The 25,106-nt window shown below is 71.5% G+C and carries 21 protein-coding genes and 2 tRNA genes; 18 read left to right on the forward strand and 5 right to left on the reverse strand.

Annotated features, from left to right (window positions below; genetic code table 11):
* Positions 1 to 39 precede the first annotated feature (39 nt).
* Positions 40 to 1,482 (forward strand): GTPase ObgE, encoded by a 1,443-nt coding sequence (gene obgE, locus TNCT6_RS20990; protein ID WP_141366663.1) that lies wholly within the window; start codon positions 40 to 42, stop codon positions 1,480 to 1,482.
* Between the two features lie 7 nt (positions 1,483 to 1,489).
* On the opposite strand, the gene TNCT6_RS20995 is transcribed toward obgE, so the two are convergent.
* Together TNCT6_RS20995 and TNCT6_RS21000 are read right to left on the reverse strand one after the other, a co-directional pair.
* A complete protein-coding gene (locus tag TNCT6_RS20995) occupies positions 1,490 to 2,896 on the reverse strand; it encodes a glycosyltransferase family 2 protein (protein ID WP_141360975.1) in 1,407 nt (468 codons plus the stop codon).
* Between the two features lie 112 nt (positions 2,897 to 3,008).
* Positions 3,009 to 4,007, reverse strand: coding sequence for a CDP-alcohol phosphatidyltransferase family protein (locus TNCT6_RS21000; RefSeq protein WP_141360977.1), 999 nt, complete (start codon positions 4,005 to 4,007; stop codon positions 3,009 to 3,011).
* Positions 4,008 to 4,553: 546 nt separating this feature from the next.
* Here TNCT6_RS21000 and TNCT6_RS21005 point away from each other — a divergent pair.
* The 7 genes from TNCT6_RS21005 to TNCT6_RS21035 all read left to right on the forward strand — a co-directional run bounded on the left by TNCT6_RS21005 (position 4,554) and on the right by TNCT6_RS21035 (position 15,165).
* Positions 4,554 to 8,954 (forward strand): glycosyltransferase, encoded by a 4,401-nt coding sequence (locus TNCT6_RS21005; RefSeq protein ID WP_172632968.1) that lies wholly within the window; start codon positions 4,554 to 4,556, stop codon positions 8,952 to 8,954.
* A 7-nt stretch (positions 8,955 to 8,961) separates the two neighbouring features.
* Positions 8,962 to 9,930, forward strand: coding sequence for a UDP-glucose 4-epimerase GalE (gene galE, locus TNCT6_RS21010; RefSeq protein ID WP_141360981.1), 969 nt, complete (start codon positions 8,962 to 8,964; stop codon positions 9,928 to 9,930).
* 307 nt (positions 9,931 to 10,237) lie between these two features.
* Positions 10,238 to 11,401, forward strand: a complete 1,164-nt coding sequence (proB, locus tag TNCT6_RS21015) for a glutamate 5-kinase (protein ID WP_141360983.1) — start codon at positions 10,238 to 10,240, stop codon at positions 11,399 to 11,401.
* A 183-nt stretch (positions 11,402 to 11,584) separates the two neighbouring features.
* Complete coding sequence (locus tag TNCT6_RS21020; RefSeq protein ID WP_373996244.1) at positions 11,585 to 12,004, forward strand: hypothetical protein; 420 nt, start codon at positions 11,585 to 11,587, stop codon at positions 12,002 to 12,004.
* Positions 12,005 to 12,064: 60 nt separating this feature from the next.
* On the forward strand, positions 12,065 to 13,351 hold the full coding sequence (locus TNCT6_RS21025; RefSeq protein WP_141360985.1) for a glutamate-5-semialdehyde dehydrogenase: 1,287 nt from the start codon (positions 12,065 to 12,067) through the stop codon (positions 13,349 to 13,351).
* Positions 13,352 to 13,414: 63 nt separating this feature from the next.
* Positions 13,415 to 14,005 carry a hypothetical protein gene (locus TNCT6_RS21030; protein WP_141360987.1) on the forward strand — a complete coding sequence of 197 codons (591 nt, stop codon included), beginning with the start codon at positions 13,415 to 13,417 and terminating at the stop codon, positions 14,003 to 14,005.
* Positions 14,006 to 14,094: 89 nt separating this feature from the next.
* Positions 14,095 to 15,165, forward strand: coding sequence for a hypothetical protein (locus tag TNCT6_RS21035; RefSeq protein ID WP_141360989.1), 1,071 nt, complete (start codon positions 14,095 to 14,097; stop codon positions 15,163 to 15,165).
* Between the two features lie 52 nt (positions 15,166 to 15,217).
* Here the strand turns inward: TNCT6_RS21035 and TNCT6_RS21040 are convergent, their stop codons facing one another.
* Positions 15,218 to 16,339 (reverse strand): M48 family metallopeptidase, encoded by a 1,122-nt coding sequence (locus TNCT6_RS21040; protein WP_253266179.1) that lies wholly within the window; start codon positions 16,337 to 16,339, stop codon positions 15,218 to 15,220.
* Positions 16,340 to 16,428: 89 nt separating this feature from the next.
* Between TNCT6_RS21040 and TNCT6_RS21045 the strand changes: the two genes are divergently transcribed.
* The 10 genes from TNCT6_RS21045 (at position 16,429) to TNCT6_RS21085 (ending at position 21,740) form a co-directional block, all read left to right on the forward strand.
* The gene (locus tag TNCT6_RS21045; RefSeq protein WP_141360991.1) at positions 16,429 to 16,593 is read left to right on the forward strand and encodes a hypothetical protein; all 165 of its coding nucleotides are present in this window, start codon (positions 16,429 to 16,431) and stop codon (positions 16,591 to 16,593) included.
* A 186-nt stretch (positions 16,594 to 16,779) separates the two neighbouring features.
* Positions 16,780 to 16,935, forward strand: coding sequence for a hypothetical protein (locus tag TNCT6_RS39985; protein ID WP_172632969.1), 156 nt, complete (start codon positions 16,780 to 16,782; stop codon positions 16,933 to 16,935).
* 70 nt (positions 16,936 to 17,005) lie between these two features.
* Positions 17,006 to 17,680, forward strand: coding sequence for a nicotinate-nucleotide adenylyltransferase (nadD, locus tag TNCT6_RS21050; RefSeq protein WP_141360993.1), 675 nt, complete (start codon positions 17,006 to 17,008; stop codon positions 17,678 to 17,680).
* Positions 17,681 to 17,696: 16 nt separating this feature from the next.
* Positions 17,697 to 19,451 (forward strand): LCP family protein, encoded by a 1,755-nt coding sequence (locus tag TNCT6_RS21055; RefSeq protein WP_141360995.1) that lies wholly within the window; start codon positions 17,697 to 17,699, stop codon positions 19,449 to 19,451.
* Positions 19,452 to 19,528: 77 nt separating this feature from the next.
* On the forward strand, positions 19,529 to 19,975 hold the full coding sequence (gene rsfS / locus TNCT6_RS21060; protein WP_141360997.1) for a ribosome silencing factor: 447 nt from the start codon (positions 19,529 to 19,531) through the stop codon (positions 19,973 to 19,975).
* Positions 19,966 to 20,643, forward strand: coding sequence for a histidine phosphatase family protein (locus TNCT6_RS21065; RefSeq protein ID WP_141360999.1), 678 nt, complete (start codon positions 19,966 to 19,968; stop codon positions 20,641 to 20,643). Before rsfS ends, TNCT6_RS21065 begins: the two co-directional genes overlap by 10 nt.
* A 119-nt stretch (positions 20,644 to 20,762) precedes the next feature.
* Positions 20,763 to 20,835, forward strand: a tRNA-Ala gene (locus TNCT6_RS21070).
* A 280-nt stretch (positions 20,836 to 21,115) separates the two neighbouring features.
* Positions 21,116 to 21,289 (forward strand): hypothetical protein, encoded by a 174-nt coding sequence (locus TNCT6_RS21075; protein ID WP_141361001.1) that lies wholly within the window; start codon positions 21,116 to 21,118, stop codon positions 21,287 to 21,289.
* A gap of 3 nt (positions 21,290 to 21,292) precedes the next feature.
* A complete protein-coding gene (locus TNCT6_RS21080; RefSeq protein WP_100566877.1) occupies positions 21,293 to 21,526 on the forward strand; it encodes a hypothetical protein in 234 nt (77 codons plus the stop codon).
* 141 nt (positions 21,527 to 21,667) lie between these two features.
* A tRNA-Ala gene (locus TNCT6_RS21085) sits at positions 21,668 to 21,740 on the forward strand.
* Between the two features lie 132 nt (positions 21,741 to 21,872).
* On the opposite strand, the gene TNCT6_RS21090 is transcribed toward TNCT6_RS21085, so the two are convergent.
* Together TNCT6_RS21090 and TNCT6_RS21095 are read right to left on the reverse strand one after the other, a co-directional pair.
* Positions 21,873 to 23,483 carry an NADH-quinone oxidoreductase subunit NuoF family protein gene (locus TNCT6_RS21090; RefSeq protein ID WP_141361003.1) on the reverse strand — a complete coding sequence of 537 codons (1,611 nt, stop codon included), beginning with the start codon at positions 23,481 to 23,483 and terminating at the stop codon, positions 21,873 to 21,875.
* Positions 23,480 to 24,802, reverse strand: coding sequence for a cytochrome b/b6 domain-containing protein (locus TNCT6_RS21095; RefSeq protein ID WP_172632970.1), 1,323 nt, complete (start codon positions 24,800 to 24,802; stop codon positions 23,480 to 23,482). The genes TNCT6_RS21090 and TNCT6_RS21095 overlap by 4 nt, the downstream gene beginning before the upstream one ends.
* Positions 24,803 to 25,106: the final 304 nt, after the last annotated feature.

Genomic DNA, 25,106 nt, shown 5'->3' on the forward strand with positions numbered 1-25,106 from the left:
CCACATCCGTACATTTGCGCAGTGCTGGAGGCACACACCATGACCACCTTCGTGGACCGCGTCGAACTGCACGTCGCCGCGGGTAACGGAGGCCACGGCTGTGCCTCCGTGCACCGTGAGAAGTTCAAGCCGCTGGGCGGCCCGGACGGCGGCAACGGCGGGCGCGGCGGTGACGTGATCCTCACCGTCGACCAGTCCGTCACGACGCTGCTCGAGTACCACCACTCCCCGCACCGCAAGGCCACCAACGGCAAGCCCGGCGAGGGCGGCAACCGCTCCGGCAAGGACGGCGAGGACCTGGTTCTGGCGGTGCCGGACGGCACGGTGGTCCTGGACAAGCAGGGCAACGTGCTCGCCGACCTGGTCGGCCACGGCACCTCGTTCATCGCCGCGCAGGGCGGCCGGGGCGGCCTGGGCAACGCGTCGCTGGCCTCCGCCCGGCGCAAGGCGCCCGGCTTCGCGCTGCTGGGCGAGCCGGGGGACCTCCAGGACATCGTGCTGGAGCTGAAGACCGTCGCCGACGTGGCGCTGGTCGGCTACCCGAGCGCCGGAAAGTCCTCTCTCATCTCCGTCCTCTCCGCCGCCAAGCCGAAGATCGCCGACTACCCCTTCACCACCCTGGTGCCCAACCTGGGTGTGGTGACGGCCGGTTCGACCGTCTACACCATCGCCGACGTGCCCGGACTCATTCCGGGCGCCAGCCGCGGCAAGGGCCTGGGCCTGGAGTTCCTGCGCCATGTGGAGCGATGCAGCGTGCTCGTGCACGTGCTGGACACGGCGACCCTGGAGTCCGACCGCGACCCGGTCTCCGACCTCGATGTCATCGAGGAGGAGCTGCGGCAGTACGGCGGCCTCGACAACCGCCCCCGCATCGTGGTCCTGAACAAGATCGACGTGCCCGACGGCAAGGACCTCGCCGAGATGGTCCGGCCCGATCTCCAGGCGCGCGGCTACCGCGTCTTCGAGGTGTCGGCGGTGGCGCGCACGGGACTCAAGGAGCTGTCCTACGCGGTCGCCGACCTGGTCGCGACGGCGCGTGCCGCCCGTCCGAAGGAGGAGGCGACCCGGATCGTCATCCGCCCGAAGGCGGTCGACGACACCGGCTTCACCGTCGTCCGCGAGGACGACGGCCTCTTCCGTATCCGCGGCGAGAAGCCCGAACGCTGGGTGCACCAGACCGACTTCAACAACGACGAGGCGGTCGGTTACCTCGCCGACCGGCTCAACCGCCTCGGTGTCGAGGAGGCGTTGATGAAGGCGGGCGCCCGGTCCGGCGACGGCGTCGCCATCGGACCCGAGGACAACGCGGTCGTCTTCGACTGGGAGCCGACGGTCATGGCGGGCGCGGAGATGCTGGGGCGCCGTGGCGAGGACCACCGCTTCGAGGCGCCGCGTCCGGCCGCCCAGCGGCGCCGGAACCGGCAGGCCGAGCGGGACGAGGCGGAGCAGGGGTACGAGGGGTTCGACCCCTTCGCCTCGTAGACCGGCTTCATGGTGCCGGCGCCGGTCGTTCCACCGGTGCCGGCTCCGGCAGCGGCCATGCCATCGCCGACAGGTCGACCCAGCCCGGCAGGGCCTCCATGCGGGGCAGCGACAGGGCCAGCACGCCGCCCCGCGAGATCTGCAGGGTGGCCACGTTGACCGTGGACGCCGGCAGGGTCTGCAGCAGGGCGACACCGCGGTGGGTGCGGGCCGGGCTCACCGCCGTGTCCAGCACCGCGCTGACGGGCGTCGTACTGGACGTCCACCGGGATCCGAAGCCGCCGCCGTCGGCGGGGGCGATCGAGCCCGTGAGTTCGACCCGGTCGCCGTTCAGCCGGTAGCGAGGCGGGTCACCGTGGGCGGTGACGGCCGGATTCAGCGGCAGGTCCCGCCATACACGGTCGGCCGGCCGAGCGCCCTCGGGCAGCAGGGGCCAGGGGTCCGCGAGCCACTCGCCGAGCCTGCCCGACTTCGCCGCCGCCTGCAGCGCCGCGTCCCTGCGGCCGGTGACGAACTCCCGCAGTACGTCGTCGCGGATGCCCCCGTAGAGCCTGCCCACGTCGGGCAGGAGCGCCGTGACGTCGAGTTCCGGCGGCGCCTCGGAGAGCCTTCTGAGGAAGCCGAGATAGGTGAAGGCGGCGTACCGCTCCATCAACCGCCGCACCCCGGGTCCGTGGCGCGTGCCCACGTCGAGCAGGTGCAGGTTGAGGTCGAGGTGGTCGCGGTAGTTGCCCGCGTTGGCCCGCAGGGAGTCCATGATCGAGGAGCCGTCGCCGCGCTGCCGGTAGAGGTAGACGGAGCGGTCCAGCAGGTTGACGCGGCGCGCGGACAGCAGCGCCGGAACGCTGAACCAGGCGTCCTCGAACAGCACGCCCTCCGGGAAGGACGCCCGGATGCGCCGCAGGAACGGCACGGAGAACAGCTTGTTCCACACGCTCGCCGAGAACACCAGGTCCGGGTACTCGGTGATGTCCTCGACGCACCGGTCGCCGTCTCCGAAGTACCGCTTCCAGCGGCCGTAGGGGCGCAGCGGGACGTTGGTGAAGTCGGCGACGACCATGTCGGCGTCGTTGCCGCGGGCCGAGGCCAGCATCGCGGACAGCCCGTCGGGCACCATCACGTCGTCCGCGTCGGCGAAGGCGACGTGCGCGGCGCGGACCTCGCGCAGCCCGCGGTTGCGGGCCGCTCCGGGACCCGCGTTGGACTGTGTGATCAGCTCGGCCTGCGGATGGCGGTCGGCGAACGCGGCGAGCAGTTCGCGGGTGCCGTCGGTCGATCCGTCGTCGACGAGGATCACCTGGGTCCGGTCGAACCCGTCGAGGGCGGCGACCGAGTCCAGGAAGCGGGGCACGTGCCCGGCCACGTCGAAGCAGGGCACGACGAGCGCGGCGTCGTACGAGGGCTGGTCCGTCACCGAGGGCTCCGTTGCTGGGGGGCGATGCCTGCGGGCACACGGCCGGGAAAACGCCGATGCCGGCCTCCGACGTGCTCAGGAGACCGGCATCGCGGTGGGCCGAGTGCGGGAGTCAGCCCGTGACGGGGACGGACGCGGTGACCGGCTCCTCCGCTGCCGCTGCCGCTGTGGCGGCCGCGGCGGTACGGCGGTACGAGTCCATGGCGTTCTCGAAGTCGCGGGTCGAGAGCATCAGCTTGTAGATGATGGCGAGTTCGAAGAGCACCAGCAGGACACCGGCCCCGATCGTCACGCCCATGATCGCCCCGGCGAGCGGGCCGATGATGAACACCGCCATCTGGAACTCGATGCCGCTGACCAGGTGGGTGCGGATGCGGTGGCTGATCAGGAGGTCGCGGATGCGGTTGTAGCGCGTGAACCGGCGCACGAACGACTGCTGCGTGACCACCCCGAGGGTGGGGGCGGCGGGCTCCTCGGCGCGCTGGTCGGCCGCGCTCTCCTCCTCGCCGGCCTCCACGGCCTCGTCCTTCGCCTCGGCGGTGATGCGCGCGGCCGCGGCGACGCGGGGCGCGGGCGCCTGGGTCACCTCGGCGACCTCGGCCGCGGCCTGCTGGAGCTTGGTCCGCATGCCCTGGCGGACCTTGTAGATCTGCAGGGCGTCGATGTACCGGAGCATGTCCAGGAAGACGACGGCCAGCGCCAGCCAGATGTACGCGACGTTGCCGGTCTGGTGGTACTGGCCGCCCATGAGGGCGACGGCGCAGACCAGGACCCGGATGCGGTCGAAGACGTAGTCCAGCCAGGCGCCGAACTCGGATCCGTTGCCGGTGAGCCGGGCGAGCTTACCGTCCATGCAGTCCAGGATGAAGCTGCAGTGGTACACGACCGCGCCGACGACCAGCCAGAGCCACCCGCCCTGGGCGAAGCAGGCGGCCGCTCCGAGGCCGAGTACGAGCGCGGCCCAGGTGATCTGGTTCGGAGTGACCCTGGTCCACTTGGCGGTCCACCGGACCAGGGGCGTGGCCACCGGGTCGACGAGCAGAACGGTCCACCAGGCGTCCCGCTTCTTCTCAGTGCGGCGGCGCACTTCGGCGAGCGGAGGTATGTCCATGGTCGGCAGGAAGCCCTTTCGGGGTGGCCCTCGGCGAGGCACCGAGGAGCGCGCGGAGTGGTCGGACGTGCCACACGAGGCGGCCGGGGCATGCCGGTGCGCCTTACGTCAAAGGACGTTGGCTTTACCACGGTAATCCAACAGTCAAATGCCATCGTAGGGTGGCCCGGGCGCGGCCAACCATACGCCGTTCGCCAAGGCTTAAGGCAATGCTTGGGCGGCGGTGGTTGCCCCGTTCATCCGAAGCTGTGTCAAGAATCACACGGGGCCGGGACATAAGGTGGATGGTGTCTGAATCGTCCCTGATTGGGAGCCGACCGGACGTGCGGGTTAGGCTAATCTGCTCATGAGTCAGCCGCTTCCTTGTGGCACTTGGCTTTTGCCGCTTGGCGCGCCTCCGTGGCGGAGTTCCTCCCGGGGCCCCCTTGTCGTGCGGGCCGAGGTTTGGGCGCCTTCCGGGCCAGTGCCGACGCGAGGGCGTTTGGCGTGGGAGCTGTGATCTCCGACTTTTCAGTCCTTGGTAATGGAGGCGTGATGTTCCCGCGCGTGGACGCTGCACCTGGCATCACCGTCGTCGTCCCCGCGTACAACGCCGCGGCGACCCTCGGCAGAGCCCTCGACTCCCTGGTGGTGCAGACGTGCCAGGACTTCGAGGCCGTGGTCGTCGACGACGCGTCCCAAGATGGTAGCCGGGCCGTCGCGGAGAGTTACGCGGACCGAATTCCGCAGCTGCGGGTCATATCCCGGCAGACCAACAGCGGGGGCGTGGGAGCACCCCGCAATGATGGAATTCGTGCGGCACGCGGCGAATACGTCATGTTCCTGGACTCCGACGACGAACTACCGGTCAAGGCGTGCGAACTGCTGCTGGAGTCGGCCCGGAACACTGGTGCCGACATCACCGCCGGACGCGCCCACCGGATCAACCTGCAGCGTGACACGACGCAGGTGTGGCAGCCCATGCTCTACGGCGTCGACCGGACCGTGGACGGCATCCGGAACTGGCCGGAGCTGATCAACGACCCCATCGCCGCCGCGAAGTTGTACCGGCGGGACTTCCTGCTCGAGAACGAGATCTTCTTCCCCGAGGGGGTCTTCTACGAGGACACCTTCTTCTCGGCCAAGTCCTACACCCTCGCCTCCGGTATCTCCGTCCTCGCCGAACCGGTCTACCGGTGGGTCTGGGAGGACCCGCAGGACGGCAGCGCCTCGATCACCAACCGGCGCGGGGAGATCCGCAGCATTTCCGACCGGGTGGCGGTGCACCGGCTGGCGGACGGGTTCCTGCGCGATGCCGGCGCCGAGGACATCAAGGTCTACAAGGACGCCCGCTTCATCAGCCACGACGTCCGGCTGTACGCGAAGGAACTCCGCGCGGGCGACGAGCGGTTCCGCACTGCCTTCCTGGACATCGTCTCGGAGTACCTGACCGAGATCGACGAGCGGGCCTACCCGCTGTGCGGCCCGCTGGACCGGGTGCGCGCCTTCTACTTCCGGAACCGGCTGGCGGACGAGGCCCTCACGGTCGCCGACTTCGAGCAGCGCCGCGGCGTCGTCTCCACCGACCTGGTGCGCCGTGGAGACCGCGTGTACTGGTCGGCACGCCATGCCGGCCTGCCGGGGGCGGACGAGTTCCTCGACGTGACCGAACTCGGCCTGCAGGACGAGTCGTTCGAGAACTGCAAGCTGTTCAACCGGGTCACCTCCCTCGCCGTCGACGGCACGACGGTCACGCTCGAGGGCGAGATCCTCAACCAGTTCCAGCGCATCGGAACCGGCGACGAGGTACGGCTGGCGCTGCACGTACGGGCCAAGGACACCGGCGAGCGGACCGTCGTGGAGGTGCCGGGCGTCCGGGTGGACGAGTCCCGGATCTCCTACCAGGTCTTGTTCGACCTGGGTTCGGCCGCGGCCGTGCTCTCCTCGCGGAGCCTGGTCAACCTCAACATGCAGGTCCTGTGGAAGGGCCGCAAGCACACCACCGCCCTCTGCGTCCGCGGCAGCGACCTGGCACCGCTCGGTCGCGTGCTGGAGCCCTCCGGTCTGTGGCCGGACATCACGGGCAGCGGCAACCTCGTGTGGCGCCCGGCCGAACCCGCCGACGCCAGGGGGGCGACGCGCAAGGCGCCGGACGCCGGGTACTGGCAGTGGTGGCAGGGGCGCGAGCTGCCGGCGAACGCCGCGGAGCCCGCGGAACCCGCCGCGACCGTCGTGGTGTTCTGCGCCGGATACGGCGACGACGCGCTGCGGGCCGCCCTGAACTCCCTGGCCTGCCAGGAGGAGTTCGGCCGTACCCGGGTGCTCCTGGTCACCGCCGGGACCGGTACGGACGCGCCCGCCGCGGTCGAGTTCGCCGACCGCCACGGCAACGCGAGTCTCGTCCGCACCCCGGACGGCCGCGACGCCCGGGCCTCCCGGCAGGCGGTCCTCGACCGACTGGCAGGTCCGTACGCGGCCTTCATGGACGGATCCGGTGTCCTGGCCGAAGGCGCGCTGGCCGGGCTGCTCGCCGCGGCCGCGGCCGCGGACGACGTCGACGTCGTGGTCGGCGACACCTGGCAGGCCTCCGAGGCGCTGCGCGAGGCCGACGTGTTCCTGCGCGAGTGCTTCGAGGCCGGCGACCGGACCGTCGACGGCCTCGCCGGCGCCCCCGACCTGCTCTTCGCCGCGTCGCCCGGCGGCAAGCTGTTCCGCTGCGACCTGCTGCGCGAGTGCGGCTTCCACGTCGGGGACGGCTGGGACATCGAGCACATCACCCCCGTGGCCACCGCTCTGCTGAGGGCCCGCCGTATCCGCGTGACCGCGGCGCTGGTCTACGGAGTCACCGACGACGCCCGCTCCGGCCTCCCCGCCCGTGACCGGCGGGAGACCGCGCGGAGCCTGCTGGCCCTGCACCAGTCGCTGCTGGACGCCCATGCGGCGGCGGGCCCGGAGCGGCGGGCCGCGCTCCAGCGCTTCGTGGCGGGCAGCTTCCACCCGTACCTGGTCGGCCTGCCCAAGATGATGGTCGGCGAGGAGCTCGAAGCGCTCTACCCGAAGCTGCGGACCCTCTACCGGGACATCCCGGACGACGTCGTCCTGGACTGCGCCGGTCCGAACGCCTCCCTCCTCACGCATCACGCCGTGAGGGCGGGCAACGCCGCGCTCTTCACCCGTCCGTTCGAGGAGCCCCGTTTCCTGCCGGAGCTGTCGGTCGCCGGCCCGGTGCTCTTCCGCAGGGCCGAGGGCGACGTGGACGACTCCACGCTGCTGCGCGTCATGTCCCGGTCGGCCCAGGCGGAGTCCGTCCGTCCCGTCGACGGCGCATTGCGCGTCGAGGGGTTCCTGACCCTTGGCGACGTCGACATCTCCGAGGACTTCGGCAACCGGCTGGAGCTCGTGTTCAGCGCGCCCGGCGGCCGGGAACACACCGTACCGGCGCGGCAGGTGTACCGCCGCGACCGCTGGCACGTCCGCAAGCAGCGGGACCTGCACAGCGGCTGGCGGGCCGACCTCGGCCGCGACGAGCTGGCGGCCCTGCACGGCGGCGCGTACTCCCTCGCGGTCCGGCTGCACGGCCCCGGCGGCTTCGTCGACACCCCGGTGACCGCCCGCCCCGCGTTCCACCGCTTCAAGGGTGTGGACCGCATCGGCGCCTTCCGCTACGAGGTGTCGGCGGACACGGAGAACGTGGCCCACGTGCGAGTGGCCCGGCGGCGCTCGGCGGCGGGCGTCGCCGACCGGATGCGGCGCCTGGGCCGCGAGACGGGCCGGATCGTCACCCGGCAGCCGGGCTGGCTGCTGCGGCTGCTCTACTGGCTCACCCGCCCCGTGCTCGCCCGCCGCGACATCTGGATCGTCGGCGAGCGCCACGACACCGCGCAGGACAACGGCCACCACTTCTTCCGGTGGGTGCGTCAGAACCACCCCAGGCGCAACGTCTACTACGTCATCGACGCGAAGGCGGCCGATCGCGCGAAGGTCCAGGACTGCGGCAACATCCTCGCGCTCGGCTCGCTCAAGCACCGGCTCTACCTGCTCAACGCGACCCGGCTGATATCGCCGTACGACCTCGAGGCCTACCTCGCGCCGCCCAGCATGGGCAAGCTCAACTACCTGCGCATCTTCGGCGACCTGCTGAAGTACCGCCGGGTCTTCCTTCAGCACGGCGTGACGTACAACGACGTCTCGCAGTCCGCGCACCGGCAGTCCACGAGCGTCGACCTGTTCGTGGCCGTGTCCGAGGACGAGGCCGCCTACATCCGCGAGGAGATGGGCTACCGTCCCGACGAGGTCCAGGCCCTGGGCTTCCCCCGGTTCGACAAGCTGCAGCCCGTCGAGGGCCGGCCCACCGTGCTGCTCATGCCGACGTGGCGGCGCGACATCGTGGTCCCGTCGTACAACCGCAGGCGCCGGCCGCGCGTCCAGTTCCCGGCCTCGGAGTACTTCCGGTTCTTCTCCCGGCTGCTGGAGGACGAGCGGCTGCGGGCCGGGCTGGAACGCTCCGGCGTCCGGCTGGAGTTCTACCCGCACTACGAGATCCGCCCGTACCTGCGCCACTTCAAGGTCGACCACCCCAACATCACCGTCGCCGACCAGACCAAGCGGGGTGTGCAGGAGGCGATGAAGGAGTGCTCGCTCCTCGTCACCGACTACTCGTCCGTCTTCTTCGACGTGGCCTACATGGGCAAGCCCCTCGTCTACGTGCCCTTCGACGAGGACGACTTCTACGGCCAGCACTACCGCCGCGGCTACTTCGACCTGACCCGCGACGGGTTCGGGCCGGTGTCCCGGACGGTGGAGGACGCCGTCGACGAGATCGTCGCGGCCATCGACCGCGGCTTCTCGGTCAGTGACCCGTACGCTCAGCGCGTCGACGACTTCTTCGGTCAGCGCGACACGGAGAACTGCGCACGTGTCTTCCGGGCCATCGACGGCCTGGACGGGCGGCGCGACGGAAAGGGATGACCCAAGCATGTGGATGATCACGGGCGGTGCCGGTTTCATCGGAGCGCACGTCGTGCGCGCGATGACCGAGGGCGACCGGAAGGCCATGGTCTACGACGATCTGTCGACCGGCAGCCGGGACCGGGTGCCCGCCGGGGTACCCCTGGTGGTCGGCAGCGTTCTCGACCGGCCCCGGCTGGAGGCCGCGATCCGCGAGCACGGCGTGACCGGCGTCGTGCACATCGCCGGCAAGAAGCAGGTCGGCGAGTCCGTGGAACGCCCCCTGTACTACTACCGGGAGAACGTCACCGGCCTGCAGACCCTGCTGGAGGCGATGACCGGAACCGGCGTCGAGCGGCTGGTTTTTTCCTCCTCCGCGGCCGTGTACGGCATGCCGGACGTCGACCTGGTCACCGAGGAGACCGAGTGCGTCCCGATGAGCCCGTACGGCGAGAGCAAGCTCATCGGCGAGTGGCTGATCAACGCCGCCGCCCGGGCCCACGGCATCCGCAGCGCGTCCCTGCGGTACTTCAACGTCGCCGGTGCCGCGTCCCCGGAACTGTCCGACTCCGGCGTGTTCAACCTGATCCCGATGGTCTTCGAACGCCTTGAGGCCGGCGAGGCCCCGCGGATCTTCGGCGACGACTACGCCACGCCCGACGGGACCTGCGTCCGCGACTACATCCACGTCCAGGACATCGCCTCCGCCCACCTGGCCGCCGCCACACGTCTGGAGACGGCGCCGGCGGGCACCGCTCTGACGCTCAACATCGGGCGTGGCGAGGGAAGTTCGGTCCAGGAGATGGTCGACCGCATCCTGAAGGTCACCGGCCGGGAGGGCACGGTCCCGGAGGTCACCGAACGCCGTCCCGGGGACCCGGCCCGCGTCGTCGCCTCCGCCGACCGCGTCCGCGAGGAACTCGGCTGGTCCGCCCGCCACGGCCTGGACGACATGATCGAGTCCGCCTGGCAGGGCTGGCGCCACCGCCACGCCTGAGGACCGGACCCGGGGGAGGCCCGCATCCGGCGGCCTCCTCCGGCAGACGTGCCGTCGGGCCCGCAGACCGCCCTTGTCTCCGACCGACCGCCCTGCGCGGCCGCCCGGGGCGCACCCGCCCGGGCCGGGCCGTCGGACCGCACCACGCCGCACCCGGCGCACCCGGCCGTACCCGCCGGAACACACGGCGTGCCCGGCGTGCCCCGGGCGGCGGTCCGCAGGCTGGACCGACGCACGCCGCCCGGTGCCCTTCGCGTAGATTGCCGTGCGAGGCGTCCGGACGCGGACGAGGTGAGGAGTGGGCACGGTGGCAAGGGCAAGGCAAGCCGTGTGCGAGGCCCGCAGGATCGTCGTCAAGGTGGGTTCCTCGTCGCTGACCACCGCGTCGGGCGGCCTGGACGCCGACCGGGTGGACGCGCTGGTGGACGTCCTCGGCAAGAGCCTCAAGGAGGGCGGCCCCGGAAGGGGCTCCGCCGAAGGGGGCGGCGGACGGAAGGAGATCGTCCTCGTCTCCTCCGGTGCCATCGCCGCCGGCCTCGCCCCGCTGGGCCTGCGCCGCCGGCCCCGCGACCTCGCCCGCCAGCAGGCCGCGGCCAGCGTCGGCCAGGGCCTGCTCGTGGCCCGCTACACCGCCTCCTTCGCCCGCTACGGCATCCGCGTCGGCCAGGTCCTGCTGACCGGCGACGACACCAGCCGCCGCGCCCACCACCGCAACGCCTCCCGCACCCTCGACAAGCTGCTCGCGATGGGCGCCCTGCCGGTGGTCAACGAGAACGACACCGTCGCCACCGACGAGATCCGCTTCGGCGACAACGACCGGCTCGCCGCGCTCGTCGCCCACCTGGTCCGCGCCGACCTGCTGGTGCTGCTGTCCGACGTGGACGGGCTCTACGACGGCGACCCGAGCAGGCCGGGCACGTCCCGGCTGGCGGAGGTCCGGGGCCCCGGCGACCTGGAGGGCATCGAGATCGGCAGCGCCGGCAAGGCCGGCGTCGGCACCGGTGGCATGGTCACCAAGGTGGAGGCGGCCCGGATCGCGGCCGCCGCCGGCATTCCCGTGGTGCTCACCAGCGCCGTCCACGCCGCCGACGCCCTGTCCGGCGGCGACACCGGCACCTACTTCCACCCCACCGGCAAGCGCTCCGCGGACCGGCTGCTGTGGTTGCAGCACGCCTCCACCCCGCAGGGCTCGCTCACCCTCGACGACGGTGCGGTCCGCGCGGTCGTCGAGGGCCGCAAGTCGCTGCTGCCGGCCGGGATCGCCGCCGTGGAGGGCGAGTTCACCGCCGGTGACCCGGTCGAGCTGCGCGACGGCGCGGGGCGCGCGGTGGCCCGCGGCCTCGTCAACTTCGACGCGAAGGAGATCCCCCGGCTGATCGGCCACTCCACCCGCGAACTCGCCCGCGAGCTGGGACCGGCGTACGAACGCGAGGTCGTACACAGGGACGATCTGGTGCTTCTGGAGCCGTAATGCGCCGAAACGTCCGACCACCCGGGTGCCGAAGGTGGGGGACGTTCCGTAAAACCGCCCCATGGAGCCGTGCGGCCTGTTCCACTTTGAGGCAGTGACGCATTCCGCATGAGCGGGACCAGCGAGACGAGCGAGACGAGCGAGACGAGCGAGCGCTGCGTGAAGGAGGACGTCGTGAGACGAGTGCGCCCTGGGGCGGCGGCGTCCCGCGGTGGCCTGACGAGCGTGGCGGCCGGAGCCGGCTACGAGGAGCCGCGGGATCTGCCCCGGCTGTGGCACGTCACGCTCAGTGTCTCCGGCGCCCAGGCCCCGCTGAAGGAGGTGCGGCGCGGCCTCGAGCAGCTCGCTCACGACCACCCCTTCCTGCTGACCAGCCGGTACGCGGGCGACCACGCCGAGATCCGCTACTGGGAGGAGGCCCGCGACCTCCACGACGCGGCCGCCGTCGCCCTGCGCCTGTGGGGTGAGCACCGGCAGAGCGCCCGGCTGCCGCCCTGGGAGATCGTCGGCCTCGAGGTCATCGACCGCGAGACCTACCACCAGCGCCTCGCCGAGGGGTACGGAGCGCCGCCGGCGACACCGGTCGGAGTACACCCCTTTTGACCCCGTCTCGCGGTGTGGGATGACCGGTGTCCGCCCCTCGGGGCGCACTACCCTTCCTTCATGACCACGCTCTCGCCGTACGACTCGATGTCCCCGGTCACCCAGGCCGCGTACCGCGCCAAGGCCGCCGCCGCCGACCTCGCGCCGCTGCCGCGGGTGGCGAAGGACGACGCCCTGCTGGCCGTCGCGGACGCCCTGGAGGTCCGTACCGGCGAGATCCTCGAGGCCAACGCCAAGGACGTGGCCAAGGCCCGCGAGGCCGGCACGAGCGACGCCATCGTCGACCGGCTGACGCTCACCCCCGAGCGGGTGCGCGCCATCGCCGCCGACGTGCGGGACGTGGCGGCGCTGCCCGACCCGGTCGGCGAGGTCGTCCGTGGCAACACGCTGCCGAACGGGCTCGACCTGCGGCAGGTCCGCGTCCCGCTCGGCGTGGTCGGCATCATCTACGAGGCCCGCCCGAACGTCACCGTGGACGCCGCCGCCCTCTGCCTGAAGTCGGGCAACGCGGTGCTGCTGCGCGGCTCGGCCTCCGCCTACGAGTCGAACACCGCCCTGGTCCGGGTCATCCGCGACGCCGTGGGCGGGGCGGGCCTGCCCGCCGACGCCGTGCAGTTGGTGCCCGGCGAGAGCCGCGAGAGCGTGCGCGAGCTGATGCGCGCCCGCGGCCTGGTCGACGTGCTGATCCCGCGCGGCGGCGCCTCGCTGATCCGGACGGTGGTGAACGAGTCCACGGTCCCGGTGATCGAGACCGGCACCGGCAACTGCCACGTCTACGTCGACGCGCAGGCCGACGTGGACACGGCCGTCGACATCCTGATCAACTCCAAGGCGCAGCGGCCCAGCGTCTGCAACGCCGCCGAGACGCTGCTGGTCCACCAGGACATCGCCGCCGAGTTCCTGCCGCGCGCCCTGGACGCGCTCGCCGAGGCCGGGGTCACCGTCCACGCCGACGAGCGGGTCATGGCCCACGCCAAGGACTCCCGGGCCACGGTCGTCGAGGCCACCCCGGAGGACTGGGAGACCGAGTACCTGTCGTACGACATCGCCGCAGCCGTGGTCGACTCCCTGGACCGGGCCGTCGCGCACATCCGGCTGTGGAGCTCCGGGCACACCGAGGCGATCGTCACCACCTCCCAGCAGGCCGCTCGCCGCTTCACCCAGCTGGTCGACTCCACGACCGTCGCCGTCAACGCCTCCACCCGCTTCACCGACGGCGGCCAGTTCGGCTTCGGCGCCGAGATCGGCATCTCCACCCAGAAGCTGCACGCCCGCGGCCCGATGGGGCTGCCGGAGCTGACCAGCACGAAGTACATCCTCACGGGGGACGGGCACACCCGGCGCTGACGCCGCCCGGCCCAGGCCGGGGCGTCTCAGCAGTCGGATGAATTTCCATACCGTCTGCCCAAATTGACCCCTCAGGTCTACTCTGGATCCGTGCCGGAGGATGTGGGGGGCACGCCGTTCCCTGACGGCTGGGAGCCCGACGACGACCACGACCACGGGGTGTCGGACGAAGAGTTCGCCTCCGTGGTCTTCGACGAGGCCTTCGTACGCTCGGCCGTGATCCACGAGCCGACCGCCGTCGAACGCCTCCTGGCCGCCGCGCAGGCCAGAGCCGAGGCCTCCGAGGCGGAGGCACGCCGCGCCCACGCCAGAGGCGAGCGCTACGAGGACGGGTACGGCCCCGGCCTCGGCCCCGAGCACCCCTACGGCGACCTGGACGACCCCGACGTCCTCGAAGGCCGCCACGGCGCCCCGGGGACCTTCGGCAAGCACGTCCGCTGGCACCGCCCCGTCGCCTGGGTGCTCGCCCTCGTCATGGGCATCGGCATGGTCGCCCTGGCCTTCGCGGCGGTCTACCGGGGCGGCTCCTCGGGCACCCGGGAGCAGGCCCCGCCGCCCGCCTCGACCGGCCTGGAGCAGGGCAGCGCCGCGGCGCCCTCCGCGTCCGCCGACTACTCCCAGCCGCCCGTCCCCGCGGTCCCGCGCACGCCCTGACGGCGGGGCGGCGGTTCTGGTGAGAACCTGTCAGAACTTGTCGCACATCAGGGCGTTTACCAGGGCTTCCGGAGACCTACCCTGAAGATATGGGAGGGCCTGGAGAGCCACCTGAGGGGACACCCGAGGGCGTCCCGGGAGGTGCGGAGGACGAATACCGATCCGTCGTCTTCGACGAGTCGTTCGTCCGGGCTGCCCGCCTCCAGGAGTATTCCGCGCGCGAGCGGATGACCGACCACACCCCGGCCGTGCGCCGCCGCCCGCCACTGCGCCGAGGGCTGCCCCGGCAGGCGCTGCTGCTGGTCCTGCTGATCATCGTCGCCTTCGGCACCGCGATCTACATGGGCGTACGGCACCCCTACCAGAGCGCGCAGGCCCAGCGGCCCGTGGAGCCGCTGCGGATGACCGTCATCCCGCTCGCCCCGCAGGGCAAGGTGCCCGGCGCGGCCGACCCCGGGTACCTGTACGCGCACAGCCCGGCCGCCCAGTTCGCCGTCGGCGCGGAGGGCGTACCGCTGCCCGTCGTCCGGCGCACCGCGCACTTCACCGACAGCCAGGTCGTCGCCGCGCTGACCATCGCGAAGGAGTACATCGTCGCGTCCTCCCTCTACCCGGAGGTGCTCACCGGCGGCCAGACCCGCCCCGTACGGGCGCTGCTCGACCCCGGTCAGCTCGACCAGTTCGACCAGAGCTTCGACCGCCCCGCCGCCGACGGCCGGCACGCGCCCACCGGCTGGCTCGTCCGCTTCGACCCGGCCCGGGCCGAGCTGGCCGACCGCGAGATCCGGGTGCAGGGCAGCCTCCAGGCCGCCGAGACCGACTCCTTCACCCTGGAGGTCGGCGCGGACCACACCTTCGTCTACGCGCTGAAGCCGGCCGGCTCCACGGCGCACGCGCCGGCCTCGCTGTTCACCGTCCGGCGTGAGCTGCAGTTCCGCTTCACCCAGGACGACCTGCGGCTGCACCAGGTCCAGATCGTCGTCTCCTATGCGCAGGCCGGTCCGCTCTCCTGTGCCGGGGACCTGGCGGGACGCTTCGAGCCGCTGCTGGCCGGCCAGACCGCCAAGGCGGGCAGCCCGCCCGGCACGGACCCGTACGCCACGGACACCGCGGCGGCCCTGTGCGGCTCCCTGGCGCACAGCGCAGAGCCGAAGGTGTGACGCCGCCGCGGGGCGGTGGCCGCGCGGGAGCGGCCCGCGCTCGCCCGGAAGGTCAGTCCTCGTCGCGCGGCGGGGTGTCGGTGGACGGCTGGTCCTTGCCCCGGTCCTTGGGCGGGGCCGTTCCCGTGAAGCCGCCGAAGCCGCGCCGCACCCGGTCACCCAGGTCGCCGGCGCCGCCCGCCAGATCGCTGACCAGCTTCATCAGCGGGTCCTTCGAGCTCTTGACGTGGTTGGCGTAGTGGGCCGCCGACTCGCGGAAGGAGTCGGTGACCGAGGTGTCCTTGTCCTCGGTGCGGCGCGGGTAGTGGCCGTCCATGATCCGCTGGTAGTCGCGGGACTCGGCCCACTTCTTCAGCTCGGCCGCCCGCACGGTCGTGAAGGGATGCGAACGCGGCAGCACGTTGAGGATCTTCAGCACGGAGTCGCGCAGGTCGCCCCCGGCCTCGTACTCCTCGGCCTGCTGGAGGAACGCGTCCACGTTCATCTGGTGCAGATGGTTGCCGCCCGCGATCTTCATCAGGCCCCGCATGGACGCCTTCAGGTCCTGGCCGACGAGCAGACCGGCCCGGTCCGCCGACAGCTCCGACTTGCGGAACCACTCGCGCAGCCCGGTGACGATCGCCATGATCGCGAGGTTGCCCAGCGGGATCCAGGCGACCCGGACGGCCAGGCTCGTCAGGAACAGCAGGATCGTGCGGTACACGGCGTGCCCGGACAGGGCGTGGCCCACCTCGTGGCCGACGACCGCCCGCATCTCCTCCTCGTCGAGCAGCTCGACCAGGCCCGTGGTGACGACGATGATCGGCTCGTCCAGGCCGATGCACATCGCGTTGGGCTGGGGGTCCTGGGTCACGTACATCGGCGGGACCTTCTCCAGGTCCAGGATGTAGCAGGCGTCCCGCAGCATGTCGTTCAGGTGTGCGAACTGCTGGTCGGAGACGCGGACGGAGTCGGACAGGAACAGCAGCCGGAGACTGCGCTCGGGCAGCAGGCCGCTGAGGGCCTTGAACACCGTGTCGAAGCCGCTCAGCTTGCGCAGCGCGACCAGGGCGGAGCGGTCTGCAGGGTGCTCGTACGCACGCGAGGAGATCTCCGGGAAGCGCCTGCGCTGCCGGCTCGGCGCGTGCTCCTGCGCCTCTTGTTCGCGGCCGTCGTCGGACATGTGGTCCCCCATGTGTGTCAGTGTCCCAATGTGCCCCCGAGGCAGGGCCCAGCCTAGGCGGAGATACCGTGGACGGGCAGTGCAACGAAGGAGTCCACGTCATGGAGCACCACCCCGCAGCCGCCTGGCTGACCGAGGCCGCCGGCGCCGCCGCCCAGCACCAGGGGGCGGGTTACCTGCTCCGGGTCGTCCTGATCGTGATGGTCCTGGGCTGCGTCCTCACCGGCTGGTTCCTCCTCCGCGGCTACAAGCGGGACGACGACTGACGCGGCGGAAAGGTTCCCGAGGGCTCCCGCGGCCGTCGCGCCCGCACCGGCGGGGCCGCGCGGGTGCGGGTGGGGCGCAAGCGCCCGCTGTGCCAACGGTGGAGTCGGGGTGAGCGGTGCGCCAGGGGTTGCTTACGATGGGCCGACATCCTTGTCCCGCTCACTCCCGGATAGGTCCTGCCAAAGATGAGCTACCCCAGCACCGCTGCCCAGTTGGTCAACCTCGCCGAGGCCCAGGGGGGCAACCACGAGAGCCTCAGCCCCTTCCTCACCGGCGGTGGCGCGCTCTTCATCCTGCTGCTCCTGCTGTGGATCACCACGCGTTTCAACCGCGACCGCTGAAGCCCTGTCCGGCCCGTCCCCGGGATCTGGCTCATGGAGTCCTCAGGCCGGGCCGGTAGGGTCTGCACGCATGGGAGAGCAGGACATGCCTACCGGTCCGGCGAGTGACACGGTGAACCCCCTCGAACACGGGCCCGGCGGCGGGCCTTCGGCGTCGGGCAAGCGGCGCCTCGGCGTCATGGGCGGGACGTTCGACCCGATCCACCACGGGCACCTCGTGGCGGCCAGCGAGGTCGCCGCGCAGTTCCACCTGGACGAGGTGGTGTTCGTGCCCACCGGGCAGCCCTGGCAGAAGTCCCACCGCCAAGTCTCCCCGGCGGAGGACCGCTATCTGATGACGGTCATCGCGACCGCCGAGAACCCGCAGTTCTCCGTGAGCCGCATCGACATCGACCGCGGCGGTCCCACCTACACCGTGGACACCCTGCGCGATCTGCGCGCGCTCAACCCCGACACCGACCTGTTCTTCATCACCGGCGCCGACGCGCTCGGCCAGATCCTCACCTGGCGGGACTCCGAGGAACTGTTCTCCCTCGCGCACTTCATCGGCGTCACCCGGCCCGGCCACCATCTGACCGACCCCGGCCTGCCGGAAGGCGGCGTCTCGCTCGTCGAGGTCCCCGCCCTCGCCATCTCCTCCACGGACTGCCGGGCGAGAGTCGCCAAGGGCGACCCGGTCTGGTATCTGGTGCCTGACGGAGTCGTGCGCTACATCGCCAAACGCCAGCTGTACCGAGGCGAGTGAGCCGAGAGGGGCACCGGTGAACGACCGATACGACGCTGGTCACGGGGGCGACCAGTACGAACTCGTCGGCTACGACGAGTACGGCCGGCCTGTGTACCGGCCGGTCCCCGTCCAGCAGACTCCGCAGCAGGCCTACGACGCCTACGGCCAGCAGGGCTACGGCTACGACCCGTACGCGACCGGTGGCCAGCAGCAGCTCGATCCCACGTCCTACCAGGGCGGTCACGACGGCGCCTACCAGGGCGGCTACGGCACCGGCTACGACCCGGGCCGGCAGGCGCCCGACCCCTCCGGCCACGGAGCCCACGGCTCCTACGACCCGTACGGCTCCGGCGCGACGACGGCCCCGTACGACCCGTACGGACGGGCCGCGACCAGCGGGGAGCAGCCCCGGGTCCCCGAGCAGACCGCCCACATCCCGCAGCAGACCGGCCCGGCGGACGCCGACCGGACGGCGCAGGGACCCGACCCGGACGGCGCGGACGGACCCGACTACCGCACCGAGCAGTTCGCCTTCGTCGAGGAGCCCAGCGACGGCTCCGAGGACGTCATCGACTGGCTGAAGTTCACCGAGAACCGCACCGAGCGCCGCGAGGAGGCCCGCCGCCGCGCCCGCAGCCGCGTCGTCGCCCTGACGGTCGTGCTGGCCCTGCTCGCGGCGGGCGGAGTCGGCTACCTCTGGTACGCCGGGAAGCTGCCCGGCGTGTCGTCGTCCGGCTCCGAGAGCGGCACCGCGACCGCGAACGGCGCCCAGAAGCGCGACGTGATCGTCGTCCACCTGCACGACACCGAACGGGGCGGCACGTCCACGGCGCTGCTCGTCGGCAACACCACCACCAAGCAGGGCACCACCGTCCTGCTGCCCAACTCCCTCGCCCTGACGGGCGACGACGGCACCGTCACGACCCTCGCCAAGTCGGTCAAGGGCGACGGCTCCTCGGGTACCCGCGAGCAGCTCGACACGGTCCTCGGCACCGACATCGAGGGCACCTGGCGCCTGGACACCCCCTACCTCCAGAACCTCGTCGACCTGGTCGGCAACGTCGAGGTCGACGCCAACGCCGACGTACCCGACCCGGACGCCAAGAAGAAGGGCGCCGCGCCCCTGGTCCGCAAGGGCAAGGCGCAGACCCTCAGCGGCACCATGGCCGTCGCGTACGCCACCTACCACGCCTCGGGCGAGGAGGAGAACGCCCAGCTCGAACGGTTCGGCCAGGTGATGCAGAGCCTGCTGCGCAAGGTCTCCTCCGACGCCACGGGCGCGACGACGACGGTGCAGACGCTCCAGCAGATCCTCGACCCCTCGCTCACCGACGAGGACCTCGGCACCTTCCTCGCCAAGCTGGCCGAGTTCGCCAAGGGCGGCGACTACAAGACGGCGCTGCTGCCGGTGCAGGCGGACGGCACGCTGAGCGCGCAGACCAGCGAGAGCGTGGTCAAGGACGTCCTGGGCGGCACCGCGAAGAGCCCCGACCAGTCGTCCGCCGTCCGGGTCTCCGTGCGGAACGCCAGCGGCGCCAAGGGCAACACCGAGAAGGCCCGGATCGTCCTCCTGGGCGGCGGCTTCACCTTCCTGGAGGGCGGCACTGCCTCCGAGGTCCGCTCGGCGTCCCAGGTCGTCTACGCCGACGCCGCGGGCAAGGAGAAGGCCACGGAGGTCGCCAAGACCCTGGGGCTGCCCGACAGCGCGGTGACGAAGGGCACGGTCACCTCGAACGCCGACGTCTCCGTCGTCCTCGGTCAGGACTACCAAGGCTCCTCGGGGCAGTGATCCCTCAATTGCGTGGGGTGTCCTCGGCGGTCCGTGAGACCCTTGGTGTCAAGTGACCGCCGAAGGAAAGCCCTGTAGTGACCGCGACCGATCGCTCTCTCGACCTCATCAACACCGCCGCCCAGGCGGCCGCCGACAAACTCGCGCACGACGTCATCGCGTATGACGTCAGCGACGTGCTGTCGATCACGGACGCCTTTCTGCTGGCGTCCGCGCCCAGTGACCGCCAGGTCAAGTCGATCGTCGACGAGATCGAGGAGCGGCTGCTGAAGGAACTCGGCGCCAAGCCGGTGCGCCGCGAGGGCGACCGCGAGGCCCGCTGGGTTCTGCTCGACTACGTGGACATCGTCGTGCACGTCCAGCACAGCGAGGAACGCGTCTTCTACGCCCTGGAGCGGCTGTGGAAGGACTGCCCCGAACTCGAACTGCCCGCCGACGCCAAGGCCACCCGGGGCAAGGCCGAGGAACACGCCAAGCAGCAGGCCGCCGAGGAGACGGCGGAGCCCGGCGGTGAATGGCGGTGAGCGGCGCCGCCGAGGGGCCCGGCCGGGCGCCGGGCCGTGGCCGCCGCATCATCCTGTGGCGCCACGGCCAGACTCCCTGGAACGTGGAACGGCGCTTCCAGGGCAGCACGGACGTCGAGCTGACCGAGACCGGCGTCGGCCAGGCACGCCATGCCGCCCGCCTGCTGGCCTCCCTGCGACCCGACGCGATCGTCTCCTCCGACCTCCTGCGGGCCACCTGCACGGCCGCCGAGCTGGCCGCGCTCACCGGCCTTGAGGTCACCCGGGACGAGGGCCTGCGCGAGACCTACGCGGGCGTCTGGCAGGGCCTGACGCACGAGGAGATCATCGGCCGGTACGGCGACCAGTACGCCGCGTGGAAGCGCGGTGAGCCGGTGCGCCGCGGCGGCGGCGAACTGGAGACCGAGGTCGCCGACCGTGCCGCCCCCGTCGTGCTGCGGCACGTGGAGAAGGTGCCCGAGGACGGCACGCTCGTCGTGGTCAGCCACGGCGGCACCATCCGCACCACCCTCGGTCGCCTCCTCGGTCTCGAACCCCACCACTGGGAGAGCCTGGGCGGCCTGTCCAACTGCTGCTGGTCGGTCCTCGGCGAGGGCGCCCGCGGCTGGCGGCTGCTGGAGCACAACGCCGGCACCCTGCCCGAGCCCGTCCTCGGCGACGACGACTGAGCCGCCCCGCGGCCCACGGGACCCGGATTTCACTTTCCGGCAGGTCGCAGGCTAAAGTTCTTCTTGTTCGCCCCGCCGAGCGGGGCGAAACACCACGCGGATGGTTCGCGTGGCGGCAAGGGGCTATAGCTCAGTTGGTAGAGCGCCTGCATGGCATGCAGGAGGTCAGGAGTTCAATTCTCCTTAGCTCCACGGACCGGCACTCGGTTGAGTCGCCGAGGATCGTTCGTCAGAATCCCGTCCCGTTCAGGGGCGGGATTTTCTGTATTCCCGTGAACCGGCTTGAGTCACTTGGGGCTCCGGGGGCGTATACCTCTGCGAGTGCGCTCTCCGAGTGCCTGGACGCGCCGGTCCGGACGCCCCCGGTGCAGGCCGTGGCCGTACTGGTACCAAGGCGTCGCTGACCGTATCGGCCCGGCCGTGGCAGAATCAAACGGCCGGAGGGGGCGCGGCCCGACGGGAGGGAGTAGCGATGCCTGCCTGCATCCTCGAGGAGGTCGGTGACCTCCTCGGTGCGGCGTTGATACGAGACACGGTCACCCGCCTCGTCTGCCCCTCCTGCGGCTCTCTCCATGTGGCCCAAGTCCTCGGCGACAACGGGGGGATCTCGTACGTGTGCACGGCCTGCGGCCACAGCTGGAGCTGACCCATGGGTGCACACAGGCGGAAGTGCGACTGGTGCGGCGGCGGCACCCCGATCGTCCGCGACATGGAGCCGATCAACCCCGACTACCAGTACTGGTGCGAGGAGTGCGCGCGGGCGCTGATCATAAAAGGCGACCCGATCGAGACCTACCGCGAACTCGAGGGCGAGCCGATCTACGGCCGGCTCCTGGAGGAGCACTGCACGCTGAAGCGGTTCTATTCGTTCGTGACGGCGTGACGCGGTCCCTGTGCTCGGGGGCCGTGCAGGGCGGAGCGAAACCGATTTGGTGTTCCACCCCCTGGACCGTGTAATGTTGGCGTCGCCGCCGGGGAAACCGGGCGACACGGTCGAATAAGCGGCTCAGCCGCGTGGCCACGAGGGGCTATAGCTCAGTTGGTAGAGCGCCTGCATGGCATGCAGGAGGTCAGGAGTTCAATTCTCCTTAGCTCCACAGGAAGTGAGGGCGAGTCATCCACCGGATGACTCGCCCTCGACGTATGCCCGCACGCGTACGCGGCGGCACCGGCGGCAAAAACGCGACGGCGGGTTGCCCCCTGGGAGGGCGGCCCGCCGTCGCGTGCGCTCAGCGGCCCAGAGCGCGGCGGCCGCGGCCCTGGGAGAGGACCGGCAGGTTGCGCGACGGGGCCTGCGAGCGGGTGTCCTCCTCGAGGCGCAGGGCCAGTGCCGGGCAGCGGCGTACGGCGCGCAGGGCCTTGTCCTCCGCGTAGCGCGGAACCTTCGCCTGGGCGACGGTCGGAAAGCCGTCGGCGCCCAGTTCGAAGACCTCCGGGAGGATGTCCGCGCACAGGCCGTGTCCCCGGCACAGCGTCCAGTCGACGTAGATCTTCTGACGGCTGGAGCCGGACTCCTCGGCCTCGCCGCCGCCGGGGACGCCGGTGGGAGCCCTGCCGCCCTCGAAGAGCGGCAGGACGCCCTCCACGGGGCGTCCGCAGCCGTTGCCGAGGACGTGCGCGGCCAGGTCGTCGGTGAACGCCTTGATGGTCGATTCCAGGAACATCGCCGAGCCGTCGGGATGCGAGCAGGCGCCGCGCCGCTTGACGTTCTTGGCGACCTGCTTGAGGGCCTCCAGGGCGGCCGGGCCGCCGCCGTTCAGGATGTCCTCCATACCGCGCGCGGCGGCCGGCAGACCGAGGTAGCAGGGACCGCACTGGCCCGCGCTCTCCTCCGCCAGCCACTTCGCCACCTGGAGCGACTCGCCCAGCGGGCAGGTCTCCTGACTGATCGGCAGAATCGCCCCGGCTCCCATCGCACCGCCCACCGCGTCCAGGGAGTTGCGCGAGACGATCGCCTCGTTGACGGTCGCCGCGTCGATCCACTTGCCGTGGTAGCCGCCGGTCAGCACGCCCTGCGGCACCGGCGGGGCGCCGGCGAGCTGCAGGACGTAGCGCAGTGGCACCCCGGTGGGGGCCTCGACCACCATGGGGCGGGCGACGGCGCCGGAGATGGTCAGCATCACGGTGCCCGGCTCGTCGTACAGGCCGGTGCTGCCGTAGCGCTCCGGGCCTATGCGGGCGGCGATCGCCAGCTGGGCGAAGGTCTCCGCGTTGGACAGCAGGGTGGGCGCGCCGCCCACGCCGCTCTGCGAGGCGCTGGTCTTGCGGCCCGGCGGGATCGCCGGACCGCCGTCGATGGAACGGATCAGCGAGGCGGCCGCGCCCGTGACCATGCGCACCGGGTTGCGCTGCACGCTCGCGCGCAGAGCCGACCTGCGGCTGTTGCTCAGGCCGCGCTCGGCGAGCGCGGCCTCCATGGAGCGCTGGGTGGACTCCCGCGTGACCCCCACGACGAGCGTGCGGGCACCGAGGGCCTCCGCGACCAGCAGGGCCCCGTCCAGGATGAGGTGCGGGGCACGGTTGATCAGGACCGTGTCCTTGCGGCAGGCCGGCTCGTCCTCGCTGCCGTTGACGACGACGACCGGCCGTACGCCGCGTTTGATCGCCGCCTCGGCGACCGAGCGCAGCTTCCGGTGGAAGGGGAAGCCCGCGCCGCCGCGGCCCTTCAGATTGATGGCCTCGGAGAGCTTCGCGAGCTGCTCGCCGCCCAACGGTTCGAGTGGCCCGTGCACCTTCAGATGCATGGGCAGGTCGAGTCTTTCGACAAGGTCGAAGCCCGACGTGAGCTGGGGAAGCCCGACCACGCGGACTTCCGGGACGTCGGGCAGGGCCTCGTTCACCTGTAGCCTCCGGAAGGCGTGTTCCAAGGTTCGCCCGAACCCGGCGCGTCGTAGGAGGCGCCGGGGGGTGTTTCAGTGGCGGGACCGCTGTTGTACGTGTCGTTCGGGTTGTACGTGCCGTAGGGGGCGTTCGTCTCACCGGTGTTGTACACATCACGTCCGCCGTACGCGGGGGTGCCCGCGGCCGCGCCCGGATTGTTGTAGGCCGGGATGTTGTATCCCGTGTCGTTCAGCGGGTCGTAGGCCGACGGGGGCGCCTCGCCGACCGGCGGCGGCGAGGGGATCGGCCAGCTGCCCGAGGTGCTGCCGGGGCCGTCCACGCGCGGTGCCGCCCCCGCGGTCCGGGGGTCGAACGGCACGTTCATGCGCGCGGTCTGGTCGGCCGCGAAGGGCTGCCCGGGCGGCGGCGTCGCGACGGCCCGGTAGGCGGCGGCGAAGCCGGGGGCGGGCTCGGGCTCCGCGGCGGAGGCCGGGGTGTCGTACAGCGGGGAGGAGGGCCGGGGACCGCGCGGCGCCGGCCTCGTCGTGTCGGCGCGCGGGGGCGTCGCGCCGCGCACGTTCTCGTAGCCCGGCAGCCCGGACTCCGCCGCCCTGGCCCGGCTCGCGTCCAGGTCGTCCAGCTCGGGCCGCTCGCCGCCGCCCAGCACCGCCACGAGCCGGTCGGCGAGCCTGCGCTTGACCGGGCGCGGCGCCGCGCGCACGGCCAGGGCCGCGATGACGCCCAGCAGGGACAGGCCGTAGAGGATGAAGAAGATCGGCTTGGCCTCCCGGCCCGCGTACAGGCCGTGGATCAGTGCCGCGCACCAGGCCGGGTAGGCCAGCATGTGCATCGCCCGCCAGCGCGCCGCGACCGGGGCCGGGGTGGCGAAGTTGCTGCGCAGTGCCCCGGTGATGCCCACGAAGATCATCAGCAGCCCGGCCAGGGAGCCGAGGCCGACCAGGCCCTCGATCCCGGTGAGGCCGAGCGAGAACGGGATCAGCGCGGCGATCAGCTGGGTGTGCCCCAGCACGATCTTGGTGGTGATGTGCACGAGGAGGAACGCGATCGAGGCGACCGCGGTGGTCCGGTGCACCGCCTGGCCCACGATCCGCTGGCGCGTGTTGAGGATGATCCGGTCCTGGGCGACCAGGCCCCAGATCACCGAGCAGCTGAGCGAGACGAGGGAGAGCACGCCCGCGCCGAAGTTCAGGAACTCGCGGAACTGGCTGCCTCCGGCCAGCACGACCACGGGTATGAGGAGCAGGACGACAGCCGACGCCACCCCATAGGCCGAGCGGCCCGGTTTGGGGAGGGAGCTGTTACTGCGACGAGGGTTCATGGGGGCGACTCCGAGCGGTTCGGGAAAGCGGTCCCGGGCACGAACTCTAAGTGGCTCCAAACCGAGCAGTACGCCGTTTGAGTTATTGCGTTGTTATCAACGGCGCTGCCGGGGCTCGTGTTGTCCCCATAGGATCCATTACGCCGGGTTAAATTTGAACGATGTTCAGTTTTTCTGAACCTTCACAAACGGATCTCCGGTCCCTCGCGACTCGCCGGGGGCCGGCGTCCCGCTCCGCGGACGCTCGTCGCCCCGCACTCGACGGCTGCGGTACCCTGACGCCATGCGTGCCGTACGCCTTCTG

This window comes from Streptomyces sp. 6-11-2, assembly GCF_006540305.1.
Taxonomy (GTDB): Bacteria; Actinomycetota; Actinomycetes; order Streptomycetales; family Streptomycetaceae; genus Streptomyces.

Excerpts from the sequence above, each read along its gene's own strand:
- obgE (WP_141366663.1), top strand. The coding sequence starts at position 40 with ATGACCACCTTCGTGGACCGCGTCGAACTGCACGTCGCCGCGGGTAAC.
- TNCT6_RS21000 (WP_141360977.1), bottom strand. The coding sequence starts at position 4,007 with ATGGACATACCTCCGCTCGCCGAAGTGCGCCGCCGCACTGAGAAGAAG.
- galE (WP_141360981.1), top strand. The coding sequence starts at position 8,962 with ATGTGGATGATCACGGGCGGTGCCGGTTTCATCGGAGCGCACGTCGTG.
- TNCT6_RS21025 (WP_141360985.1), top strand. The coding sequence starts at position 12,065 with ATGACCACGCTCTCGCCGTACGACTCGATGTCCCCGGTCACCCAGGCC.
- TNCT6_RS21035 (WP_141360989.1), top strand. The coding sequence starts at position 14,095 with ATGGGAGGGCCTGGAGAGCCACCTGAGGGGACACCCGAGGGCGTCCCG.
- TNCT6_RS21040 (WP_253266179.1), bottom strand. The coding sequence starts at position 16,339 with ATGGGGGACCACATGTCCGACGACGGCCGCGAACAAGAGGCGCAGGAG.
- TNCT6_RS21045 (WP_141360991.1), top strand. The coding sequence starts at position 16,429 with ATGGAGCACCACCCCGCAGCCGCCTGGCTGACCGAGGCCGCCGGCGCC.
- TNCT6_RS39985 (WP_172632969.1), top strand. The coding sequence starts at position 16,780 with ATGAGCTACCCCAGCACCGCTGCCCAGTTGGTCAACCTCGCCGAGGCC.
- nadD (WP_141360993.1), top strand. The coding sequence starts at position 17,006 with ATGGGAGAGCAGGACATGCCTACCGGTCCGGCGAGTGACACGGTGAAC.
- TNCT6_RS21065 (WP_141360999.1), top strand. The coding sequence starts at position 19,966 with ATGGCGGTGAGCGGCGCCGCCGAGGGGCCCGGCCGGGCGCCGGGCCGT.
- TNCT6_RS21075 (WP_141361001.1), top strand. The coding sequence starts at position 21,116 with ATGCCTGCCTGCATCCTCGAGGAGGTCGGTGACCTCCTCGGTGCGGCG.
- TNCT6_RS21080 (WP_100566877.1), top strand. The coding sequence starts at position 21,293 with ATGGGTGCACACAGGCGGAAGTGCGACTGGTGCGGCGGCGGCACCCCG.
- TNCT6_RS21095 (WP_172632970.1), bottom strand. The coding sequence starts at position 24,802 with ATGAACCCTCGTCGCAGTAACAGCTCCCTCCCCAAACCGGGCCGCTCG.